The sequence below is a fragment of the Nocardia carnea genome (assembly GCF_029868855.1).
Taxonomy (GTDB): domain Bacteria; phylum Actinomycetota; class Actinomycetes; order Mycobacteriales; family Mycobacteriaceae; genus Nocardia; species Nocardia carnea_A.
The window spans coordinates 1-18,106 of the sequence record NZ_JARWOV010000286.1; the positions used below are offsets into that span (position 1 = coordinate 1).

The 18,106-nt window shown below is 65.6% G+C and carries 18 protein-coding genes and 1 pseudogene; 8 read left to right on the forward strand and 11 right to left on the reverse strand.

Going from position 1 to position 18,106, the window contains the following annotated elements; translation table 11 throughout:
- Positions 1-201: pseudogene (locus tag QH195_RS29535) on the forward strand (ferredoxin); the annotation flags it as partial.
- A gap of 458 nt (positions 202-659) precedes the next feature.
- Positions 660-1,325: a recombinase family protein gene (locus QH195_RS29540; RefSeq protein ID WP_348536836.1), complete on the forward strand. Its 666-nt coding sequence runs from the start codon at positions 660-662 to the stop codon at positions 1,323-1,325.
- A gap of 59 nt (positions 1,326-1,384) precedes the next feature.
- Here QH195_RS29540 and QH195_RS29545 read toward each other — a convergent pair whose 3' ends face one another.
- Entirely contained in the window at positions 1,385-2,134 is a 750-nt protein-coding gene (locus tag QH195_RS29545; protein WP_280437795.1) for a pentapeptide repeat-containing protein, read from the reverse strand.
- Positions 2,135-2,478: 344 nt separating this feature from the next.
- Between QH195_RS29545 and QH195_RS29550 the strand changes: the two genes are divergently transcribed.
- Entirely contained in the window at positions 2,479-2,778 is a 300-nt protein-coding gene (locus tag QH195_RS29550) for a helix-turn-helix domain-containing protein (RefSeq protein WP_280425068.1), read from the forward strand.
- A gap of 23 nt (positions 2,779-2,801) precedes the next feature.
- On the opposite strand, the gene QH195_RS29555 is transcribed toward QH195_RS29550, so the two are convergent.
- Together QH195_RS29555 and QH195_RS29560 are read right to left on the reverse strand one after the other, a co-directional pair.
- Positions 2,802-3,155, reverse strand: coding sequence for a hypothetical protein (locus QH195_RS29555; protein WP_280437796.1), 354 nt, complete (start codon positions 3,153-3,155; stop codon positions 2,802-2,804).
- Positions 3,145-4,428, reverse strand: a complete 1,284-nt coding sequence (locus tag QH195_RS29560) for a WD40 repeat domain-containing protein (RefSeq protein WP_280437797.1) — start codon at positions 4,426-4,428, stop codon at positions 3,145-3,147. Before QH195_RS29560 ends, QH195_RS29555 begins: the two co-directional genes overlap by 11 nt.
- A 176-nt stretch (positions 4,429-4,604) precedes the next feature.
- Here QH195_RS29560 and QH195_RS29565 point away from each other — a divergent pair, with 176 nt between their 5' ends.
- On the forward strand, positions 4,605-4,760 hold the full coding sequence (locus tag QH195_RS29565; protein WP_280425066.1) for a hypothetical protein: 156 nt from the start codon (positions 4,605-4,607) through the stop codon (positions 4,758-4,760).
- Positions 4,761-5,119: 359 nt separating this feature from the next.
- Here the strand turns inward: QH195_RS29565 and QH195_RS29570 are convergent, their stop codons facing one another.
- The gene (locus QH195_RS29570; protein WP_280425065.1) at positions 5,120-5,455 is read right to left on the reverse strand and encodes a DUF4333 domain-containing protein; all 336 of its coding nucleotides are present in this window, start codon (positions 5,453-5,455) and stop codon (positions 5,120-5,122) included.
- Positions 5,456-5,716: 261 nt separating this feature from the next.
- On the opposite strand from QH195_RS29570, the gene QH195_RS29575 reads away from it, so the two are divergent.
- Complete coding sequence (locus tag QH195_RS29575) at positions 5,717-6,019, forward strand: AsnC family protein (RefSeq protein WP_280437798.1); 303 nt, start codon at positions 5,717-5,719, stop codon at positions 6,017-6,019.
- An 88-nt stretch (positions 6,020-6,107) separates the two neighbouring features.
- Here the strand turns inward: QH195_RS29575 and QH195_RS29580 are convergent, their stop codons facing one another.
- The 3 genes from QH195_RS29580 to QH195_RS29590 form a co-directional block, all read right to left on the reverse strand.
- A complete protein-coding gene (locus tag QH195_RS29580) occupies positions 6,108-6,602 on the reverse strand; it encodes a hypothetical protein (RefSeq protein ID WP_280437799.1) in 495 nt (164 codons plus the stop codon).
- Between the two features lie 209 nt (positions 6,603-6,811).
- Complete coding sequence (locus QH195_RS29585) at positions 6,812-7,825, reverse strand: pentapeptide repeat-containing protein (protein WP_280437800.1); 1,014 nt, start codon at positions 7,823-7,825, stop codon at positions 6,812-6,814.
- A gap of 837 nt (positions 7,826-8,662) precedes the next feature.
- Positions 8,663-9,868 (reverse strand): PucR family transcriptional regulator, encoded by a 1,206-nt coding sequence (locus QH195_RS29590; RefSeq protein ID WP_280437801.1) that lies wholly within the window; start codon positions 9,866-9,868, stop codon positions 8,663-8,665.
- Positions 9,869-10,035: 167 nt separating this feature from the next.
- On the opposite strand from QH195_RS29590, the gene QH195_RS29595 reads away from it, so the two are divergent.
- Positions 10,036-11,751 carry an aldehyde dehydrogenase family protein gene (locus tag QH195_RS29595; RefSeq protein WP_280437802.1) on the forward strand — a complete coding sequence of 572 codons (1,716 nt, stop codon included), beginning with the start codon at positions 10,036-10,038 and terminating at the stop codon, positions 11,749-11,751.
- A gap of 20 nt (positions 11,752-11,771) precedes the next feature.
- A complete protein-coding gene (locus tag QH195_RS29600) occupies positions 11,772-13,370 on the forward strand; it encodes a GMC family oxidoreductase (protein WP_280437803.1) in 1,599 nt (532 codons plus the stop codon).
- Between the two features lie 1,088 nt (positions 13,371-14,458).
- On the opposite strand, the gene QH195_RS29605 is transcribed toward QH195_RS29600, so the two are convergent.
- The gene (locus QH195_RS29605) at positions 14,459-15,166 is read right to left on the reverse strand and encodes a class I SAM-dependent methyltransferase (protein WP_280437804.1); all 708 of its coding nucleotides are present in this window, start codon (positions 15,164-15,166) and stop codon (positions 14,459-14,461) included.
- 468 nt (positions 15,167-15,634) lie between these two features.
- On the opposite strand from QH195_RS29605, the gene QH195_RS29610 reads away from it, so the two are divergent.
- Complete coding sequence (locus QH195_RS29610) at positions 15,635-16,384, forward strand: MHYT domain-containing protein (RefSeq protein ID WP_280425055.1); 750 nt, start codon at positions 15,635-15,637, stop codon at positions 16,382-16,384.
- A 101-nt stretch (positions 16,385-16,485) separates the two neighbouring features.
- Here the strand turns inward: QH195_RS29610 and QH195_RS29615 are convergent, their stop codons facing one another.
- The 3 genes from QH195_RS29615 to QH195_RS29625 are packed head-to-tail and all read right to left on the reverse strand — an operon-like array spanning position 16,486 to position 17,974.
- Positions 16,486-17,145 carry a GAP family protein gene (locus QH195_RS29615; RefSeq protein WP_280437805.1) on the reverse strand — a complete coding sequence of 220 codons (660 nt, stop codon included), beginning with the start codon at positions 17,143-17,145 and terminating at the stop codon, positions 16,486-16,488.
- 50 nt (positions 17,146-17,195) lie between these two features.
- Complete coding sequence (locus QH195_RS29620; RefSeq protein ID WP_280437806.1) at positions 17,196-17,534, reverse strand: SHOCT domain-containing protein; 339 nt, start codon at positions 17,532-17,534, stop codon at positions 17,196-17,198.
- An 11-nt stretch (positions 17,535-17,545) separates the two neighbouring features.
- A complete protein-coding gene (locus tag QH195_RS29625; RefSeq protein WP_280437807.1) occupies positions 17,546-17,974 on the reverse strand; it encodes a DUF6325 family protein in 429 nt (142 codons plus the stop codon).
- Between the last annotated feature and the right edge of the window lie 132 nt (positions 17,975-18,106).

The window sequence follows — 18,106 nt, forward strand, 5'->3', positions numbered from 1 at the left end:
ATCGTCGGTACGGGGCCCGCCGCATGCTATGCCGCCGAGCAGCTGCTGTCCGCCGGTTCGGTCGAGGTCGAGATGTGCGACCGGCTGCCCCCCCCGTGGGGGCTCGCCCGGTACGGGGTCGCGCCGGGGTTCCAAACGCTACTGGTAACGCCTCGAACACCTGAGGCACGTCCTCGGGTCGAGCCTTCCGCAGTGCAGTGATCGCCACAATGATGATGGCCAGCGCGAATACGAACACGGGAAGCTGAACCCAGAACACGGTCCACACGCCAACTCCGGACCCCACGGACATGACATCAACCAACACGAACACCCTCCATAAACGACGAAAGGCCCCCGGCAGGAGCACCGGAGGCCTGAACGAAAAAGAGCTCCAACCACATTGGCTGGAGCTCGTAGGCGCACGTGCGCCCAATGCGGGAAGGTTATCGCAAAGTCGATGACCTGGCAATACGCACGATCGCCCGGCCTAGTTTCGTAACGCAGGTACCATAACTTTATGTTCAAGAAACGGTCATTTTATGGACAGTCGAGCCGAAAAGGGCTCCGGCGGACGAACGAACGCCCAGGTCGACCAAAAACGGCGACTGTTCAAAAAACGTGTCGTAAAGTCGAGCTGTTCAACAACAGAAGATCACCCTTTTATGTACGATTTGGGGGTGACGGATACTGATGCGCTCGGACCCCTCTCGCTCGATGGCGATTCCCTAGACCCGATCGGCGGGGGCGGAGCGCTGATCGGGTACGCCCGCGTCTCGACTCGGGACCAGAACCTGGATCGGCAGACCCGGGCGCTGAAGGCCGCCGCGTGCAGGAAGGTGTTCGCCGACAAGAAGTCCGGGAAGGACGCCGAGCGTGAGCAGTTATCGGCGTGCCTGGACTACATGCGCGCCGGCGATACCCTCGTCGTCGCCTCCCTTGACCGGCTCGGCCCCTCCCTACAGGACCTGATCTCGATCGTGGCCGACCTGCGCCGCCGCGGGATCGGATTTCGGTCACTGCACGAAGCGCTCGACACCACCACCCCCGGCGGCCGGCTGGTGTTCCACGTCTTCGCCGCGCTGGCGGAGTTCATCCGCGAGCTGATCGTCGACGGCACCCACGAAGGCCTGGCTGCCGCCCGGGCCCGCGGGCAGCGCCTCGGCCGGCCACCGGCCATGACCGAGGAACAGATCCGGCAGGCCCGCGCACTGCTGAACAGGCCCGATGAGTCGGTGTCCTCGATCGCGCGGCTACTCGGGATCTCGCGCACCACCTTGTACAAGTACGTGCCCGAACTCGCCACTGGCGGCCGGGCAGCACTCACTCACACACCCCGGCAATAAACCGTGGCCCAGCCCTGCAGCCGCAATGCCGGACACGAATTTCCCCAGTTTGGCGACCTTCAACGCCGCGGCGGGATGAATCCCTCCGGCCATGTGGTGCTGTCGTCGTACTCGATCCCGGTGAGGTTCGCACCGGTCAAGGTTGCGCGGGGTAGGTTCGCACCGTCCAGGAATGCGCCGGTGAGGTTCACGTCTTGCAGGTTCACGCCGGTGAGATCCGCACGGGTCAAGACGGCCTCGGTGAGGTTCGCACCGTCCAGGATTGTGCTGGTGAGGTTCGCATTTTCCAGGACGGCGCCGGTGAGGTTCGCGTCAGCCAGGACTGCGATGGACAGGTTCGCACCCGTCAAAGCTGTTTCGACGAGGCACGCCCCCTGAATATTCACCCGGGGGGTGTAAACCGATAGGACGCTGTACTTCATGATCATGTCCAGAGCGGCTTGAATATCAGCCGGCGCTATCAGCTCTCGGTATTTCTCCGGCGATTCCGGTGGAGGCAGTTCACAGGGGCCGGAGGTGGACTGAGTGCGTACGAATGCCTCGAGAAGGCGGCGGAGGTCGGGCACGTCGGCCTCGGAGTCCTCAGCGAGTCGTTCGATCAAGTAGATGCCGCTGAGTCGGACGCTCTCCTTGTCCGAATCGAGTTGTTCTGCCGCTAATTTGATTTGTTCGGATTGCGCGGTCCGGCGTGCCAGGCCGAGTTGTTCGTTGGTTGCACCAAGGGTGCTGTTGGAGAAGTAGAGCGCACCCAACGCGGCAAGCGAGGCCATCAAGGTGCCTATGGCGGTCGTGATCGTGGCTACCTTCATCCCCGTCGTCGTCGGAGGAGCCTGGAGCTGAGCCACTTCCGGTTGCGGTGCCGACACAGTCGGAGTGCCCGCAGGCTCAACGTCCGACGGGGATTCAGAGGACGCGGGCTGCTGTCCCCCCGGATCCGGAGTTGCCTCCCCGTCTCCCATCTCGCCCGAATCTGGACTCGGTGCCCCGCCCGGGTCTTCGATCACCTGCTGCCCGTCCCCTGCCGTCACACCTCATAATCTGCCCAAAACCGCACAGCCGCAACCGATCACTGCCATAAACCGATCGGTGAGGCACCGAAGAAAGGAAGACCAGGATGAACTGGTAGAAACACATCAGCACCGCCTAACCGGAGGTGCTGGAGATCGCGCGGACCGACTGGGACGAGTGCCGTTCCTACTTCCCGCGTGAGGCGGTGATGTGGGCGGATGCCCTGCGCATCGTCGCGTTCGGCGACGCCAGTGGCGGGGAATCGTGTGGCCACAATGCCGGATTCGAACTGCCGGTGGAGCTGCTGCTGGAGATGCCCGGCCCGATCCGGCAGGCCCGCGCACTGCTGACCCGGCCCGACGAGTCGGTGTCCTCGATCGCCCGGCTGCTCGGGATCTCGCGAACCACGCTGTACAAGTATCTGCCGGAACTGACGAAGGCGTGAACCTGGAGTCAAAGGGGCTCGGGTCAGTGCCTGGCGATCTTCCACAGACTCACCGAGTCGTCGTTGAAATAGTTGGCGGCGAGAGCGGTGCCTTCTCGATTGAGTGCCACCCTCATGAAATAGCCCTCCACGCCGGAAGGGATCCGAGGGGCAGCGATGGGAGCGCAGAGCGGGCGGCCCGACTCGGGCTCTACCAGGTGGATCTCACGCCCGACGGCGTAGGCGAAAGTATCTGCGTAGCCGTCGAACGCCGTTCCCTCGATCCGCTGCACAGGGCGGGGGGCGCCGAGCCTCTCATAGTGCCCGCTGTCCCGGCCCCACATCTGGTATTTCTCCCTGTCCTCCACGATCGCGATGTAGCGCCCGTCAGCCCCCATAGCGATGGACCAGACGCCCCCCCTCCTGCGCGGGGACATCGTCGATGGTTCGGCGTGTGAAACGGTTCCACGTCCGGATGGTGCGGCCTACAGAGACGATGTGACTGTCGAGTAGAAAAGTCATGGCAAGCAGGCTCCGGCCACCGTCGGCGAGGACACTGACGAGGTTCATCGTGCGCCGATCCCACAACCGGATGCTGGCATCGTAGGCGCACGCGGTGGCAAAGACGAGGCCGTCGGGACTGAACGCCACCGCACTGATACTGAGGTAGCTGCCTTCGATGTCCGCCGGGTGAGGGTAGAGCGGATCACCGATTTGCTGATGTGTGGTGGTGTTCCAGAACCGGACCTCTGCCCCGGACATGGTGGCCAGGACCGCCCCGTCGGGGCTGAACATTATCTCGTCGATGGTGTCTCGGTGGCCGGCAAGAGTGGCGACCTGCTGCTGGGTCATCGTGTTGCACAGCACCACGCCGCCTTTGAAGCCGCCGACAGCGAAAAGGTCACCCTCCGGACTGAACGCCATAACGTACGGGCTCTCATCGAGAGTCGCCAGGACCGTGTGTGAGTCGATCTCGACTCGGGGGACGTATGGAGCGGGCGACTCTGCAGAGGGCGACGGTGAGGGAGTCCCGGTCACCTCGGGCTGGGACCGACTGTGGATTTCCCGGCCGGCAGCGACCGCCAGTGCCGTAGCCGGGACGGTAATCGCGGCAGCCAGGAGGAACTGCCGCCGACCCACACCGCGGCCTCGGGGGCGTTCCGGTTCGCCGTAGTCGACACGTTGCAAGGCCGGCGGCGGAACAAAGGCGGGCGGGGACGGGGCGGGAGGCGCCGAACGATCATCGGCGACATGGCCCTCGGCGGCGCTGGGGGAGGACCCGGCTGGTGGGTCAATGGCGGGCGAGTGAGCGTCCTCGCCGCTGTCGGTCTCCGAGTCCGGCTTGGCACCGGCCGCCTTGTTCTCGGCGGAAGCACCGGCATGCAATCGCGTCCAATACACCACAGCGGCCCTGTTCCACGGGCGGCCGGCACCGGCATACAGACACTCGACCACGAGCAAGAACTTCTTGTTGTCGCGAGGGATCCGCGGTTCGGACTTGAGCCACTCACCAACCGTCGATTCCGCCACCTTGACCCCGTGCCGATGCTGAATCCACGTCGCGACATCACCAGCGGTCGCGCCCGAAGACCGCCGCAACGCCGCGAGTTCGGTGATGAACCGTTCCCGCGCCGATATCGAACCCTCCGCACCGCCCCCGGTAGCACTCACCCACGGTTCCTCTCGCCCTCTTCCCCGATTCGGCCCGACTCGGGTCGCCCAAAAATAGGCCGCTACATGCGATTTCACCAAACCCAGCGCGGCCGGCCGGTTGTACCGCGTCCAACCTCGGGCTTTTCTCGTTCCGGCACACACCACCACAACCACGGAACGGACCCAACCCACCGATGACCGACACGAACACCAACAACGACCTCGCCCCGAACCCGCGACGGCACAAGGTCCGAACACCCCTGCTGGCCGCCGCAGCAAGCGCCGCCGGCTGCCTGATCGGCGGAGCCCTCCAAGAACTCGGCGCCCGGCTGATCGAACTGTTCTGGTGACCCGACCTCGAGGCCACCAACACACCAACCAACCCTCGGACAGACGGTCCCGGCGTGCCTATTTGAGGTGTACCTCGATAGGCGCCGAGAGGTCCGCAGACGAGGTGGCCAGGGTATGGGATGTCGAGTGCCAGGAATCGAACAGAAACACAGCAAAGCTGCGTAACAACCGATTTGGGTCACTTATCGGCGGTCAGAAACGCGGATTTTCTGGTCAAGGGGGTCGGGGTGCAAGTCCGCGAGAAGTCACGCCAAGCGGTTTGGCTATCAATCCAGTGCTTCGTGTCGGGATGCAGCGCCGGTGAGGTTCATGAACCCATCGCGGTGGTTGCGGGATCAACTCGAATCCCGGACCCCTGTCACGGCCTGGTCACCTCGATCTCGCCCTGATCGCTGATGATTTCGACCTGTACCTTCGCGCCGTCCAGGTAATCCCATGTCTCGCAGTCGAACTTGTTACCCACCACGACCTGCACAGAACCGGGACAGGTCACCCGGCCCACCGGTTCCTCCCTCACGCCCTGCAACCGGTTCGCCACCTGCTGCTCCAGCGCCGTCTGGTCCAGCACCCGCGGTGGATCGGCCGGGTCGAGATCGGCCCCCGCTACCTTCACCGTCACCACCACCGCGCACACGGCGACCACGACCGAGGCGACGGCCGTAACGATCCGGGCAAGACTCTGTTGATCAGACACCCGATATTCCTATCCGCCACCCATCCCGCTGACAAGGGCTGCGGTGGTACCGCAGGTAGTTTCCCGAGTCGCCGTAGCGCGGAACGCCGACAACGCCAGGATGACTCACCGATTACCGCATATAGCCTGTCACTATCTGCGGTAACCCCTTAGCGTGACCTTTCTCGTGGATGTTCCCGGACCCCGTGGCACGCGCTGTGCACCGTCCCCCACCCGCACCTCGGACACCGCCGCTGCTGGACCGGCCCGGTATGGACCCGCGTGCCCGCCCGCGCCGAGGAGGACCTCGACACCCGCCGCCTCTACTGGCCCGGTGACACGCCGTTCCTCGACCCTGCCACCGAGGACCTGATCCTGGTGGACTGGCAGATCCACACCGGCCCCGCCGACGAGCTGCACACGGTGGAACCGGCCTCCGACGATGTCGACGACGCCCAGCACAAGCTGAACGTGGCCGTGCGCGCCGCCCGCGACGCCGGCGCCTCCTGGGCCGACATCGGCCGGGCGGTCGGCATCTCGCGGCAATCCGCGCACGAACGATGGGCGAAGATGCTGGCCGAGTAAGCGACACCGCAAGCCGGCGGTGACCTATCGTGCTGGAATCGTCCTGGCTCTGGTCGTCGAACGGCTCAAATCATCGGGGGGCACGACCCTATGCGTCTTCGTCTTCGTCTTCGTCGTCTTCGGCCGATGCCAGTTCGTCCACCATCTCCATTGCCGCACTATCCCAATCCTCATAGCGGTCGAGGAATTCGGAACCGGAGCGGTCACGGACGGCGTCGGCGATGACGTCCCAAGGCACAAACCCTGGTAGAGGTCGCGAAATTGCGTAGTGCAGGTCTTTCCAGGCATTGACCTCGGGTCGGTCGTCACCCTCCCACGGGGACGAATGTCCCCACTCCCACGCAGTCGACCATCCCCACCCACCCAAGCCACACATCACCTCGCCGAAGTAGGCGGCCACCCCATCTACGAACGGCCGCGCTTCCGGAGCGGCCAGCTGAGCCGGATCGGTGAATCGACGCAGAACCTCAGCCTCCAGTCTGCCCAGCGATGACGGTGCGAAATTCAGCTCCAGTTCGGGTAGTTCAGCCGCCAACGATTTCGCGAGCTGACGTGCAATCTCTGGCCAATCCTTCGAACCCATGTCGTTAGCCTAGGGAGGCTCCCTGACCACCACGACGCCCTGACCCGTGTTCGTCCGCATCCCCCCTGCTCACCGGGCAGGGCACCGCCCCGCCGCCATATCCAGAGCACGGAGTGATAGCGACAATTCGGACGAAAACGACTAGCGCATCAGGCCTTTCACCGGCCCTCACCTATCCGCGCCGGCATCGGATGCCGCGCTCAAGGGTGTTATGCAGACGGTGGGGGGACGAACCCCTCCGGCCATCGTGTGCTCTCGTCGTAGATGGCGCCGGTGAGGACTGCTCCTCTCAGGTTTGCGCCGGTGAGGACTGCTCCTCTCAGGTCTACGCCGGTGAGGTCCGCTGCACTCAGGAATGCCCTCGTGAGGTTCGCTCCGCCCAGGAATGCGTGGGCGAGGTTCGCCGAGCCCAGGAATGCGTCGGTGAAGTTCGCCTCGCCCAGGAATGCCCCGGCGAGGGTCGCCTCGCTCAACCTTGCGCCGGCGAGGTTCGCCTCGCCCAGGTGTACGCCGTAGAGGCATGCCTCTTCCAGCGATGCGTCGGTGAGGGCTGCTCCTCTCAGGTTTGCGGCGGCGAGGCAGGCCCCATCGAGATTCACCGGCACCGGGTCCTCCGGCAGGGCGGCGTACTTCGCGATGACGCGCAAGGCGGCCTGGATATCCACCGGAGCTGCCTGTTCAGGGGGTTTGCAGGGCTCGGTGGTGGTTTCGGTAATGACGAAGGCCTGCAGAAGCCGACGGACGGTGGGCTGGTCTGCCACGGAAGACTGTGCCAGACGTTCGAGCAGGTAGACCCCGCTGAGGCGGACGCTCACCTTGCCCGAGTCCAACTGTTCGGAGGCTGACTTGAACAGCTCGGACTGTGCGGTCTGGCGTGACAGGTCGAGTTGGTCGGTGGACGCGCTCAACGCGCTGTTGGAGAAGTAGAGCGCACCTACCGCGGCAAACGCGGCAAGCAGAGTGCCGGCAGCGGTCGCTACCGTGGCTGCCTTCGCCCACGTCGCTGCGGCTCCCGCAGCCGCCTGTTGTGGCGGGGGCGTTGGAGATCGTGGCACCGAAGCCGGTGGTGTATCCGGATACTCTTCCGTCGTCGGTGCCGGAGAGGCTGTAGCCGACTGGGTTTCCGGAACGGAAGCTGTCGCCTCGGCCTCCTGCTGTTCTGAATCCAATTGCGGTGCGCCGTCGATGTTCTCGGTCGCTCGCTGCGCGTCCCCTGTTGTCACAACGCACATTCTGCCGATGCTATGACCATCGGCAAGGGGTCATATCCGCAGTCTTGCCGCGCGGGCGGGTAGGGCCCCGGCCCGAGGAATTGCCGTCTGCTCGGGTCTTCACCCGGGTGCGGCGGGCGGCTGGACATGGACCCGAACCTTTCGAAACCGCAAAACCGCAGTAGAGACTCGGGTTACCGAACGTCACGACCGAGCCGCGACGCCGTCGAACCCGAAAGACCGGTCGGAGCTAGTGGGCAGCGCGCACCGGGACGCGCACCACCCGCTACCTCCTTCACTGCAAACGGCCATCACAGTTCGGGGAACCGTCCGCAGCAGTGTGCCGGACCGGTGGTCAGCTGATACCGATGCCCAGCCCGAACATGACCTGCAACCACTTGAGGAACAGATCGAGGCCGACACCGAAATCGAATCCGAAGGAACCCATCGCTCTCACCTCCTTCCGGAACCGAACTGTTCACCGATCCCCCCTGGCACAGACTTATCGCTGGTCAACGCAATAGTGCTACAAATTCAGGACCGACCAGTATCTACTTTTCCCACCCTTTCGAACCGACCGGACCGCTACTCCCGGACCTACCCCACCCGCACCCCGAAGCGGGTGGCCAGCACACCGAGCACTACCCCAGCGAGAGTCGGTGCGGCGACACAATCTGCGGACCACGACGTCAGGTGACGTTTCGGCACCGTGAGCGGCAGGCGAACCGGGCACCGACAGCCCGCCGTCACCGCTGGTCCAGGCAACTTCGTTGATTTCCGCGCGATTACTACCGGGACCCCATGATCGGCTCCGCGCTGACCGATCCGGGCGGCGAACGCGCCCGCGGTTCAGGATTCCCGGCCGGTCGCGGTGCCCAGCAGCGACCAGGCTTCCAGGGCCAGGTACAGCTCGGCGGACTGGCGCGGGTCGGTGGTATCGCGCCCGGTGAGATCGCGGATCTTCCGCAGCCGGTAACGCACCGTATTGCGGTGGCAATGCATGTTTTCGGCAACCGCCGCGGCCGAACCGCCGCAGCGGTACCAGGCGTCGAGAGCCGCGATCAAATCGTCGCGTTCGGCGTCCGGCAGTTCGAAGACGGGGCCCAGGATCTGCGAGGCGGCCCGGCGGCCCGCTTCGGGTACGGCAATGAGCAGGTGACCGACGGGTTCGTCACCGAAACGGACCGCACCGGCCGTACCGGCACGCACGGAGCGCGCGGCCAGCCGCGCCTCGGTGAGCCCCGCGGGGATGGCCCGGGACGCCCAGAACACGGTGCTGATACCGACCCGGTCGGCAACGACCGAGGAAATCGTCGTGGCCGCGCGGTCGATCGCGGCCGGCGTCGCCGCGGACAGCAACCCGATATACGCATCGATCTGCGCATCCCAGACCGACCTGATGCCGAGGCCGTCCAGGGCCGCGGCGAGCTTCGCCGGTAACTGCGCGGTGGGCTCGGTGTCGATGGCAACGACAGCGAACGCGCCCCGTTCCGGAAACCCCAGCGTCCGCAGGACGTCGAGCACTCTGGCCGGGTTACCGGAATGGTCGTCGAACAACGTCCGGATCAGCCGGCTCTGGATCTGAGCGTCGGAATGCGCGAGCAGTACCTCGGTATCGCGATAGGCCTCGACGGCGGCATCGGAGTACAGATCGATGAGTTCCCACAGATGCGTGGCCAGATCGTGCAGCCGCGGATCGCCGGGTCCGTCCGATCGCGCGGTCAGCTCTTCCCAGATGAGCCGGCCGCCCAGCCGATAGGCGTGCAACAGCGCGGCGATCGGGATGCCCTGTTCGGCCTTCAGCCGCCCGGCCGCACGGGCCGGCTGCAACCGGAAAGGATGCGTACCGGCCAGGGCGCCGATCACCGAGGTGAGGTTTTCCCGGCAGGTGTGCGCCAGCTGCTCCTCGGTCAGCAACCCGGACTGTCCATAGGACGGGTCGGCCGCGGCGATGCGGGCCACGAGGATGTCGGTCAGCACCTCGACGCCATTCGACAGCCGGGCGGCCAACGCCGATGCTTCGGGTGCGGGTGTCACCGGCGCGGGCGTGGTCATATCCGGCAGTCTACGCATCCGAAGTGAGCCAAACCACGCCGAGATTGTGCGCGGGCACAAAACCCGGGGTAAGTGTCCGCAACAACGACACATATCCATCGGTCGTGAGCACAGTCACACTCATCAGTGTCCGGATAACCGCGCGATTCTCATCAACGGAGTGCACCGTGCAGACAGAACAGGCCGCCGCAGCCGATACCGCCATCGACGCCGCCGTCTCCGATCTTGCCGCCGGCGAGCAGAAATGGTCCCGGTTACCACTGTCCGGCAGACGCGCCCTACTCGACCGGGTCCGTGCTCTCACCGGGCGGTATGCCCAGGACTGGGTCGACGCCGCCGTGCGGATCAAAGGCCTGGATACCTCGTCGCCACTGGTGGGTGAGGAATGGATATCCGGACCCTATGCGTTTGCGACCGCTCTCACCGCCGTCTCCGCCACTCTCGAATCGCTGGAGCAAGGCGTCAGCCCGCTCGCCAAGGCGAAGTTCGGAACCGCCGGGAATCAGGTGACTGTACGGGTGCTGCCCACCGGCCTGTACGACGAACTGCTGCTCAGCGGCTTCAGCGCCGAGGTCTGGCTACAGCGGGGCGTGAGCCCGGCCGCGGCGCGGGCCAACGCCGGTCTCGCTCAGCTCGATCCGACCCGTACCCAGGGCATCGGCGCGGTCCTCGGCGCGGGCAATATCAGCTCGATCGCGCCACTGGACACCGTGTACGAGCTCATTGCGCACAACCGGGTGGTCGCTCTCAAGCTGAACCCGGTCACCGACCCACTCCTGCCGGTTTTCGAGAAGATCTTCGCGCCGCTGATCGACTTCGGGGTAGTGCGCATCCTCACCGGCGGCGCCGATATCGGCGGACGACTGATCGCCCACGAGAAGGTCGCCCACGTCCATATGACCGGTAGCGCCGCGACCCACGACGCGATCGTCTGGGGTACCGGCCCCGACGCCGCGGCCCGTAAGGCCGCCGGCACACCACTGTTGGACAAACCGATCAGCAGTGAACTGGGAGGTGTCTCGCCGACGATCGTGCTGCCCGGCCGGTGGAGTGCGGCCGATCTGCGCTTCCAGGCCGAACATATCGCGACCCAGCGGCTGCACAACGGCGGTTACAACTGTGTGGCGGCGCAGGCCGTGATCGTCTCCGCCGATTGGCCGCAGAAGGACGAGTTCCTGACAGCCCTGGCCGCCGCCCTGGACCGGGCACCGGCCCGCCGCGCCTACTATCCCGGCAGCGACGACCGCGTGGCCGGGGCGCGCAGCACCTACCCCGCTGCCCGGCGGCTGGGTGCACGGGGTGAACGCGTGCTGGTCACCGGGCTCGATCCCGCCGCCGCAGAGGCGCTGTACTCGACCGAATACTTCGCACCGGTGCTCGGCGTGGTGGAGCTACCCGGCACCGGCGCAGCCTTCGCCGGCGCCGCGGCGGACACCGCCAACGAACGGTTCGCCGGCACGCTCGGGGTCAATATCGTCGCGCATCCGGACACCATCTCGGCCCTCGGTACCGAGTTCGGCGAACTGATCGAACGACTGCGCTACGGCACTGTCGCGGTGAACGCGTGGACGGCCGTGGGGTACCTGACCCCGACCGCGAGCTGGGGCGCCTATCCCGGACATACCCTCGACGATGTGCAGAGCGGGATCGGCGTCGTACACAACGCATGGTTGATCGACCGGATCGAACGCACCGTCGTCCGGGGCCCGTTCCGGCCCGCGCCGCGGTCGCTGCTGAACCGGGAATGGGCACTGACCCCGAAACCGCCGTGGTTCGTCACCAACCGGACCGCAGCGCGGACCGGTCGCCTGCTCACCGCCTTCGCCGCCGAACCCCGCTGGTCGCGGCTGCCCGCAATTTTCGCCTCCGCCCTGCGCGGCTGAACCACGACTGGAGCACACCGATGAAAGCAGATGCGGCCCTGCCGTCCACCGTCGACTATGTCGTTGTCGGCACCGGCTCGGCCGGTGCGGTCCTCGCCGCCCGGCTCAGCGAGAACCCCGGCAACCAGGTCGTCGCGCTCGAGGCCGGAGCGGAGGACAGCAACCGGTTCGCCCATATCCCGGCCGCGTTCTCCAAACTCTTCGGCAGCGAATGCGATTGGGGCTACCTGACCACCCCGCAGCCCGAATTGGGTAACCGCCAGATCCTGTATCCACGCGGAAAGCTGCTCGGCGGCTCGTCCTCGATGAACGCCATGATGTGGGTGCGTGGGTTCGCCGCCGATTACGACGAGTGGTCCGCCGCGACCGGCGGTACCTGGTCGTACGCCGATATCGTCGAGTATTTCAGGAAGATCGAAGCCGTCGAAGGCGCGTCCGAGCCCGACGAGGGCCGGACCGGGCCCCTGCGGATCTCGCATCAGCGCACCGCGAACCCGTGGACCGGGAAATTCCTGGCGGCCGCCGAACTCGCCGGTTTCAAGAACGAGCGGGCCAACTCGGCACAGCCGGAGGGTTTCTGCCGGACGATGGTCACCCAGAAGCGCGGGGCGCGGTGGAGTACCGCCGATGCGTATCTGAAGCCGGCACGGCGCCGGCCGAATCTCACCGTGATCACCGGAGCGCACGCGAACCGGGTCGTCTTCGACGGCACCCGCGCCGTGGGCGTCGAGTACCGGAAGGACAATCGGGTTCTCACCGTCGAGGCCCGCAAAGAGGTCATCCTCTGTGGCGGCGCGATCAACACCCCGCAATTGCTGATGCTCTCCGGTATCGGCGACGAACGGCAGTTGCGCGCACACGACATTCCGGTACTTCGGCATATTCAGGATGTCGGCCGCAATATGAGCGATCACCTGGTGTCACTCATCGGCTTCGGCGTCGATTCCGGCACCCTGTTCGACGCCGAGAAGCCGCGCCAGCTGCTCGACTACCTGCTGCGCCGCCGCGGTTTACTCACCTCGAACGTCGGCGAAGCCTACGGTTTCGTACGCAGCAGGCCCGATCTCGAACTGCCCGACCTCGAGATCATTTTCGGACCCGCACCGTTCTTCGACGAAGGGATCGGCATCGCCCCCGGCCATGCTGTCGCGCTGGGACCGATCCTGCTGCGCCCACGTAGCCGCGGAACGGTCACGCTCGCTGGGGCCGACCCCGCCGCCAAGCCCCTTGTGGATCCGAAGTATCTGTCCGACAGCGAGGGTGCCGATCGCGCGGCACTGCTCGAGGGCCTGCGGATCGCGCACCGGATCGCCCGCACCGCGCCGCTGGGGTCCGAGCTCGGCCCGTTCCTGCAGCCCAAACGGGAGCTCGACACCCTCGACGCAACCCTCGAAGAGGCACTCACCTGGCATTCACACACCCTGTACCACCCGGTGGGGACCTGCCGGATGGGCAGCGATTCCGGCAGTGTGGTGGCGCCGGATCTGAAGGTGCGCGGTGTCGAGAGTTTGCGGGTGGCCGACGCCTCGGTGATGCCCACGATCATCCGCGGCCACACCCACGCACCCGCGGTGGTGATCGGCGAGAAGGCAGCGGCCCTGCTGGCAGCGACCCGCTGAATTCGACGCTCAGGACGACCGGCCCGTCCACTGCGGGAAGCTGTACGGGCCGGAGTCGTCGGAGTAGGCGATACCCGAGAACACGGATCCGCCGGTATCGGAGTCCGGCGGGACCCAGGTGTGCACGGAGTGGATTGCCGCGGCGAGCAAGATCGTCGATTCCGGACGTCCTCCGGAGGGTAGCCGGTACAACTTCCGGCGGAATATTCGGCGGCCACAAGGGTATTCGTTATCGATTCCACCGAAGCACGACTCGATTTTCGCCGGTCGACCCACCGAATAGGTGTCGACGTGATTATGCGCTACGGAGCCGAGGATGTGCCCAAATTTCACATACTGTGATCATGAATAGGCCGGAACCATCACTCCGGATTCACCTGCGGCGCCCTATATCCCGGATTTGACCGCCGCTTTCCGGCCAATACCAATCGAATTCGGCAGACAAACGAACAGCCCGCCGGATTCCCGATCCGGCGGGCTGTTCGTACAGGTCTACCTGCGTATACGAGCCACTTGTCACTCGGCGGAGAAGCTCGTCAGATCGCCGAATCCACTGAAGATGCTTCCGAATGCACCCAGCAGAGTTCCGAGGTTGCCCAGGTCGACAGAACCCATTTCCTTCTCCAATCAATCATCCAACCGACGACGCTCGGTGCGCCGTTCACATTGGTAGTGGCGTAATTCTAACGTATCCGTTCCGTTTTGCAAACGTTATAGGAATCCGAGGTTAACAAAGCCTAAATTCAGCGGATTTCGAATACGTTCCACGAAATTACACCTGTGTATTTCACCGGGGTATTCGACCGAATTATCCTGCGCGAGCCGAATACTCGGCCGATTACGGAAATACCGGACATTCCGAATAGGAGGACGCCGGAGAACGTCCGACCTTCACCCGCCTCGACCGGCGACAGCGCGGGCTCGCCGCCGGCGTCGACGGCAGAAGGTGATGAGTAACGCACGTTCGGCAGGCAGCCGTCACCGCGATGCCGCCGACGTCTCTCGGAATGTCCACACCGAGAGCCTCGGAACACCCGGCCGCCGAGGGCCCGCACCGATGACCGCGGACCGATCCCGTACGGACGAGATCAGTCCATATGCGCCGAGAGCAACCAGGCCGGCAGCGATTTGCGACCGTGCGGCTCGTCGCGCACGGCCTCGAGCCGGAACATCGGATTGCCGGTCGGAGTCTCGAGCACGGCGACAGGGAGCTTGGCGTGGATCCGCGCCGGTTCGATCTCGTCGACCACCCAATACTTCGAGACGGCCGCTCGCAGCTCATCAGCAGAGACCGGTGCCGGACCCGGACCCGGAGTCGCCACCTCGGGAAAGGCAGCCCGGTCGAAAACCAGCGCGAAGTAGGACGCACCCGGCGCCGCGGCCCGGGCGATCGCGCACAGGTAACCATCCCTGGCCTCGACCGGTATCGAATGGAACAGCGTGCTGTCGACAACGGTGCCGAAACGCCCGTCGTAGCCGGAGAACGAAGTGATATCCGCGACCTCGAACGTGGCATTGCCCAGTCCGCGGCGGCGGGCCTCGGCACGGGCGGATTCGATCGCGGTCGGCGCGAGGTCCAACCCTACGGTGGTGTAACCGCGGCCCGCGAGATCGAGCGAGATCGCGCCTTCACCACATCCGGCGTCGAGGATTTCGCCGTGGAACCGGCCCTGCTCGATGAGCGCGGCGAGCGCGGGTTGCGGCTCCCCGATACTCCAGGGCGGTGCGGTACCGGGCCCGAACGGCCCGCCGGTGCGGTAGATGTCCTCGAATTCGAACTCACCCGGAGTAGTCATACCCAATGACTATCAGTCCGATCCGCCGGTGTACATGTAACCGCCCAGCGATATCCGCCGATACCCATTCACAGGCCGCCACGAAGCGCCGGCAGAGCACGCGACTTCGACGAAGTCCGGAAGCCCATGGTTACGGACGAGTTATCGGCCGTATCGAACCCATGGACACATTCGAAGGTCCGGTCGGCCTCGGATCAGTACCACCGCGGTAGCAAACACCCGCGCCACCATGGAACGCGAAACATCCGACAACTACGTTGTTTTCACCGCAATACCCAAACGGACCGTCCAGGATCCACATTCCGGCAACCCACTTCAGAGAATGCAATATTGCGTATTCACAGTGCCCAGACGTTCGATGTGACGGATAACACCGTAAATCGGCAAATAATCAGCACACTCTACGGATCTGCTTGTCGTACTGTCTATCTCACACAACAGGACCGGGATTTCCCGGCGGAAAATTGGATGGACATGCTTCACCTGGAACATTTCGCGCTGGGCTGGCTCACACCGGCGCTGGCGTATTTTCTCTCGGCCACCGGTTGCGCCATCGGACTCCAGTGCACCAAACAGGCCCGCCGCGGGCGGCGCCGGGTCGGCTGGCTGGTCATGGCCTCGATCGCCATCGGCGGGACCGGAATCTGGGTCATGCATTTCGTTGCGATGCTGGGCTTTTCGATCGACGGTGCCCAGATCCGCTTCGATGTCCCCCTCACCGTACTCAGCGCGGCCCTCGCGGTCGGGGTAGTCGGCGTGGGCCTCTACCTGGTGAGCATGCCCGGTTCGGGCATCGCCACCCTGCTCACCGGCGGGGTGATCACCGGCCTGGGCATCGGTGCCATGCACTACACGGGTATGGCCGCGATGCAAACCGACGCGCAGATCGATTACGACCCGGTTCGTATCGCCCTTTCCCTGCTGATCGCGATGGGCGCGGCCACCACCACCCTGTGGTTCAGCATGCGCTCCTGGGGCGCGGTCTCCACGGTGGGTGCGGCCCTGGTGATGGCAGCGGGCGTGGCGACCATGCACTACACCGGCATGTCCGCGATGCACGCCCATGCCGCGAGCCACGCCACGGAACCGCAGGGCGCCGAAGCGCTGGAGGTACTCGGCCCGCTGATCGGGGCGATCAGCGTCGTCACCGTCGGGCTCCTCATCGGGATCAGCATGACGCTGACGGATCCGCATCGGACGTCGGCATCGGAGCGTTGACAGCGGCCACGGCGGGGTCACTGCTCCGGCAGATCCGGCATCGCGCGACGCTCGCCTACGGCGGGTACCGGGAATGGTGATCCCGCGGGTCGCGGCACGGTTCAACCGAGCCCGCCGATTCCTTTACCGAGCACGACCGCGCCCGTGATCAGCAGCACAATGGCCATCACCATATGATTGTTCGCCTGGAGCCAGTTCTTGGTGATGGCCAGTGCGCCGGATATCCGATCCGCCGCGACCGGATACCCGCAGACCGGTATCAGCACCGAAGCGGCCGCGAGCACCGTGAACACGAACAGCGCCGCGATATCGCCGCCGAGATCGAGTCCGCCGGTGCCGATCACGATGCCGGCCGAAACGCACAGCAGCAGATTCTTCGGATTCACGGCCGACAGCATCACCGCCAGACCGGCCGCCTTCGCGAAGGTGAACTCGTCGATGGCCCGCATCCACTTCGGCGTCGACGTATCGGCGCGGGACCGCCACTGCCCCAGCGCGAGCACGATCAGCAGCGCGCCCAGCGCGATCTTCAGCCACGCCCCGGCCGTTCCCCCGCCCCCGCTGCCCGACCCCAGTGAACCGGCCACCGCGAGCACCACCGCGGTCACCACCAGAATCCCCGCCACCCATCCCACGGCGAATCCGGGTGCGGTGATACAAGCGTTGCGGGACAACAGCATCAGCACGACCGCCACGATCGGAACCGGTGATATCGCCACACCGACCGCCAGCGGCAACAGATCACCGATCACCACGCCCATCGGAATTCCTCTCGGTCAGCGGGGCCGGTCGGGCATCGGGTGCGCAGCCGTCAACCGAGCAGTTGCCGTTTCGCCGCGGCGAATTCGTCGTCGGAGAGCACACCCGAGGCGTGTAGCTCACCGAGCCGGTGCAGTTTGTCGACCAGATCCTCCGACTCGGCCGCCGCGGGCGCCGGAGCCGGACGGGCGTAGGAGTCCGGCCGACCGTACTCCTGCGGAGGTGGTGGCGGCGCCTGTTGCGCGGCGTAGGCCTGGCTTTCCGCGGCCCGCCGCTGGGCGTGCCGGTCCACCGCGTTCGCCGTCGCCCGGGCGGTACCCGCCACCACCGCGGTGCGGGCGACCGTGCCGAGCAGCCCCGGCCTGCCGATACGTCCTGCGCGGAACACCATGGGATTCTCCCTTATCGAGTGGCTGCCGACATCGCCGCCGCAACGGCATCCCGGGGTATCTGCACATGCAATGCGACCTCGCCGCCGGCACTCCGTACCGTGCCGGCCAGCTTGCGGGCCCAGGTCTCCTCGTAGGCGATCACGACGGCGGAGGTTCCCGGTTCCATCGCGGCCCGAACAACGTCGAGGTCCTCATCGCTGACCAGGCCGCGGGAATCCACGGTGAGCCCGTCGAGCCCGATATCGGTGAGCGATTCGTCGACTTCCACCTGGCGCAGATCCCCCTTCTCGTCCATGGTCAAGTAGATGAGGTCGAGCACCGTGACATAGCCACGGTCCACCACCTCGGCCAGCGCGGATGTCACCGACCGGTCGATCCGCGCGCCGGGGAAGGAGAGAACGACCAGTTCGACCGGCCCGAGATCCGATGTGTAGGTCATGCCGTCATGGTGGCGACCCGGCCACCGCAGGCGCATCACCCGCAGGGGATGAGGTGGCCCGGCCGGGCGACGGCCCGCGCGTCCGGCCCGGCGGCCCCCGCGCAAACCCCCGCCCGGGGGCCCGGGGGGACC

Excerpts from the sequence above, each read along its gene's own strand:
- QH195_RS29615 (WP_280437805.1), bottom strand. The coding sequence starts at position 17,145 with ATGGGCGTGGTGATCGGTGATCTGTTGCCGCTGGCGGTCGGTGTGGCG.
- QH195_RS29605 (WP_280437804.1), bottom strand. The coding sequence starts at position 15,166 with ATGACTACTCCGGGTGAGTTCGAATTCGAGGACATCTACCGCACCGGC.
- QH195_RS29590 (WP_280437801.1), bottom strand. The coding sequence starts at position 9,868 with ATGACCACGCCCGCGCCGGTGACACCCGCACCCGAAGCATCGGCGTTG.
- QH195_RS29610 (WP_280425055.1), top strand. The coding sequence starts at position 15,635 with ATGGACATGCTTCACCTGGAACATTTCGCGCTGGGCTGGCTCACACCG.
- QH195_RS29625 (WP_280437807.1), bottom strand. The coding sequence starts at position 17,974 with ATGACCTACACATCGGATCTCGGGCCGGTCGAACTGGTCGTTCTCTCC.
- QH195_RS29565 (WP_280425066.1), top strand. The coding sequence starts at position 4,605 with ATGACCGACACGAACACCAACAACGACCTCGCCCCGAACCCGCGACGG.
- QH195_RS29580 (WP_280437799.1), bottom strand. The coding sequence starts at position 6,602 with ATGGGTTCGAAGGATTGGCCAGAGATTGCACGTCAGCTCGCGAAATCG.
- QH195_RS29555 (WP_280437796.1), bottom strand. The coding sequence starts at position 3,155 with ATGGGGGCTGACGGGCGCTACATCGCGATCGTGGAGGACAGGGAGAAA.
- QH195_RS29545 (WP_280437795.1), bottom strand. The coding sequence starts at position 2,134 with ATGAAGGTAGCCACGATCACGACCGCCATAGGCACCTTGATGGCCTCG.
- QH195_RS29620 (WP_280437806.1), bottom strand. The coding sequence starts at position 17,534 with ATGGTGTTCCGCGCAGGACGTATCGGCAGGCCGGGGCTGCTCGGCACG.
- QH195_RS29600 (WP_280437803.1), top strand. The coding sequence starts at position 11,772 with ATGAAAGCAGATGCGGCCCTGCCGTCCACCGTCGACTATGTCGTTGTC.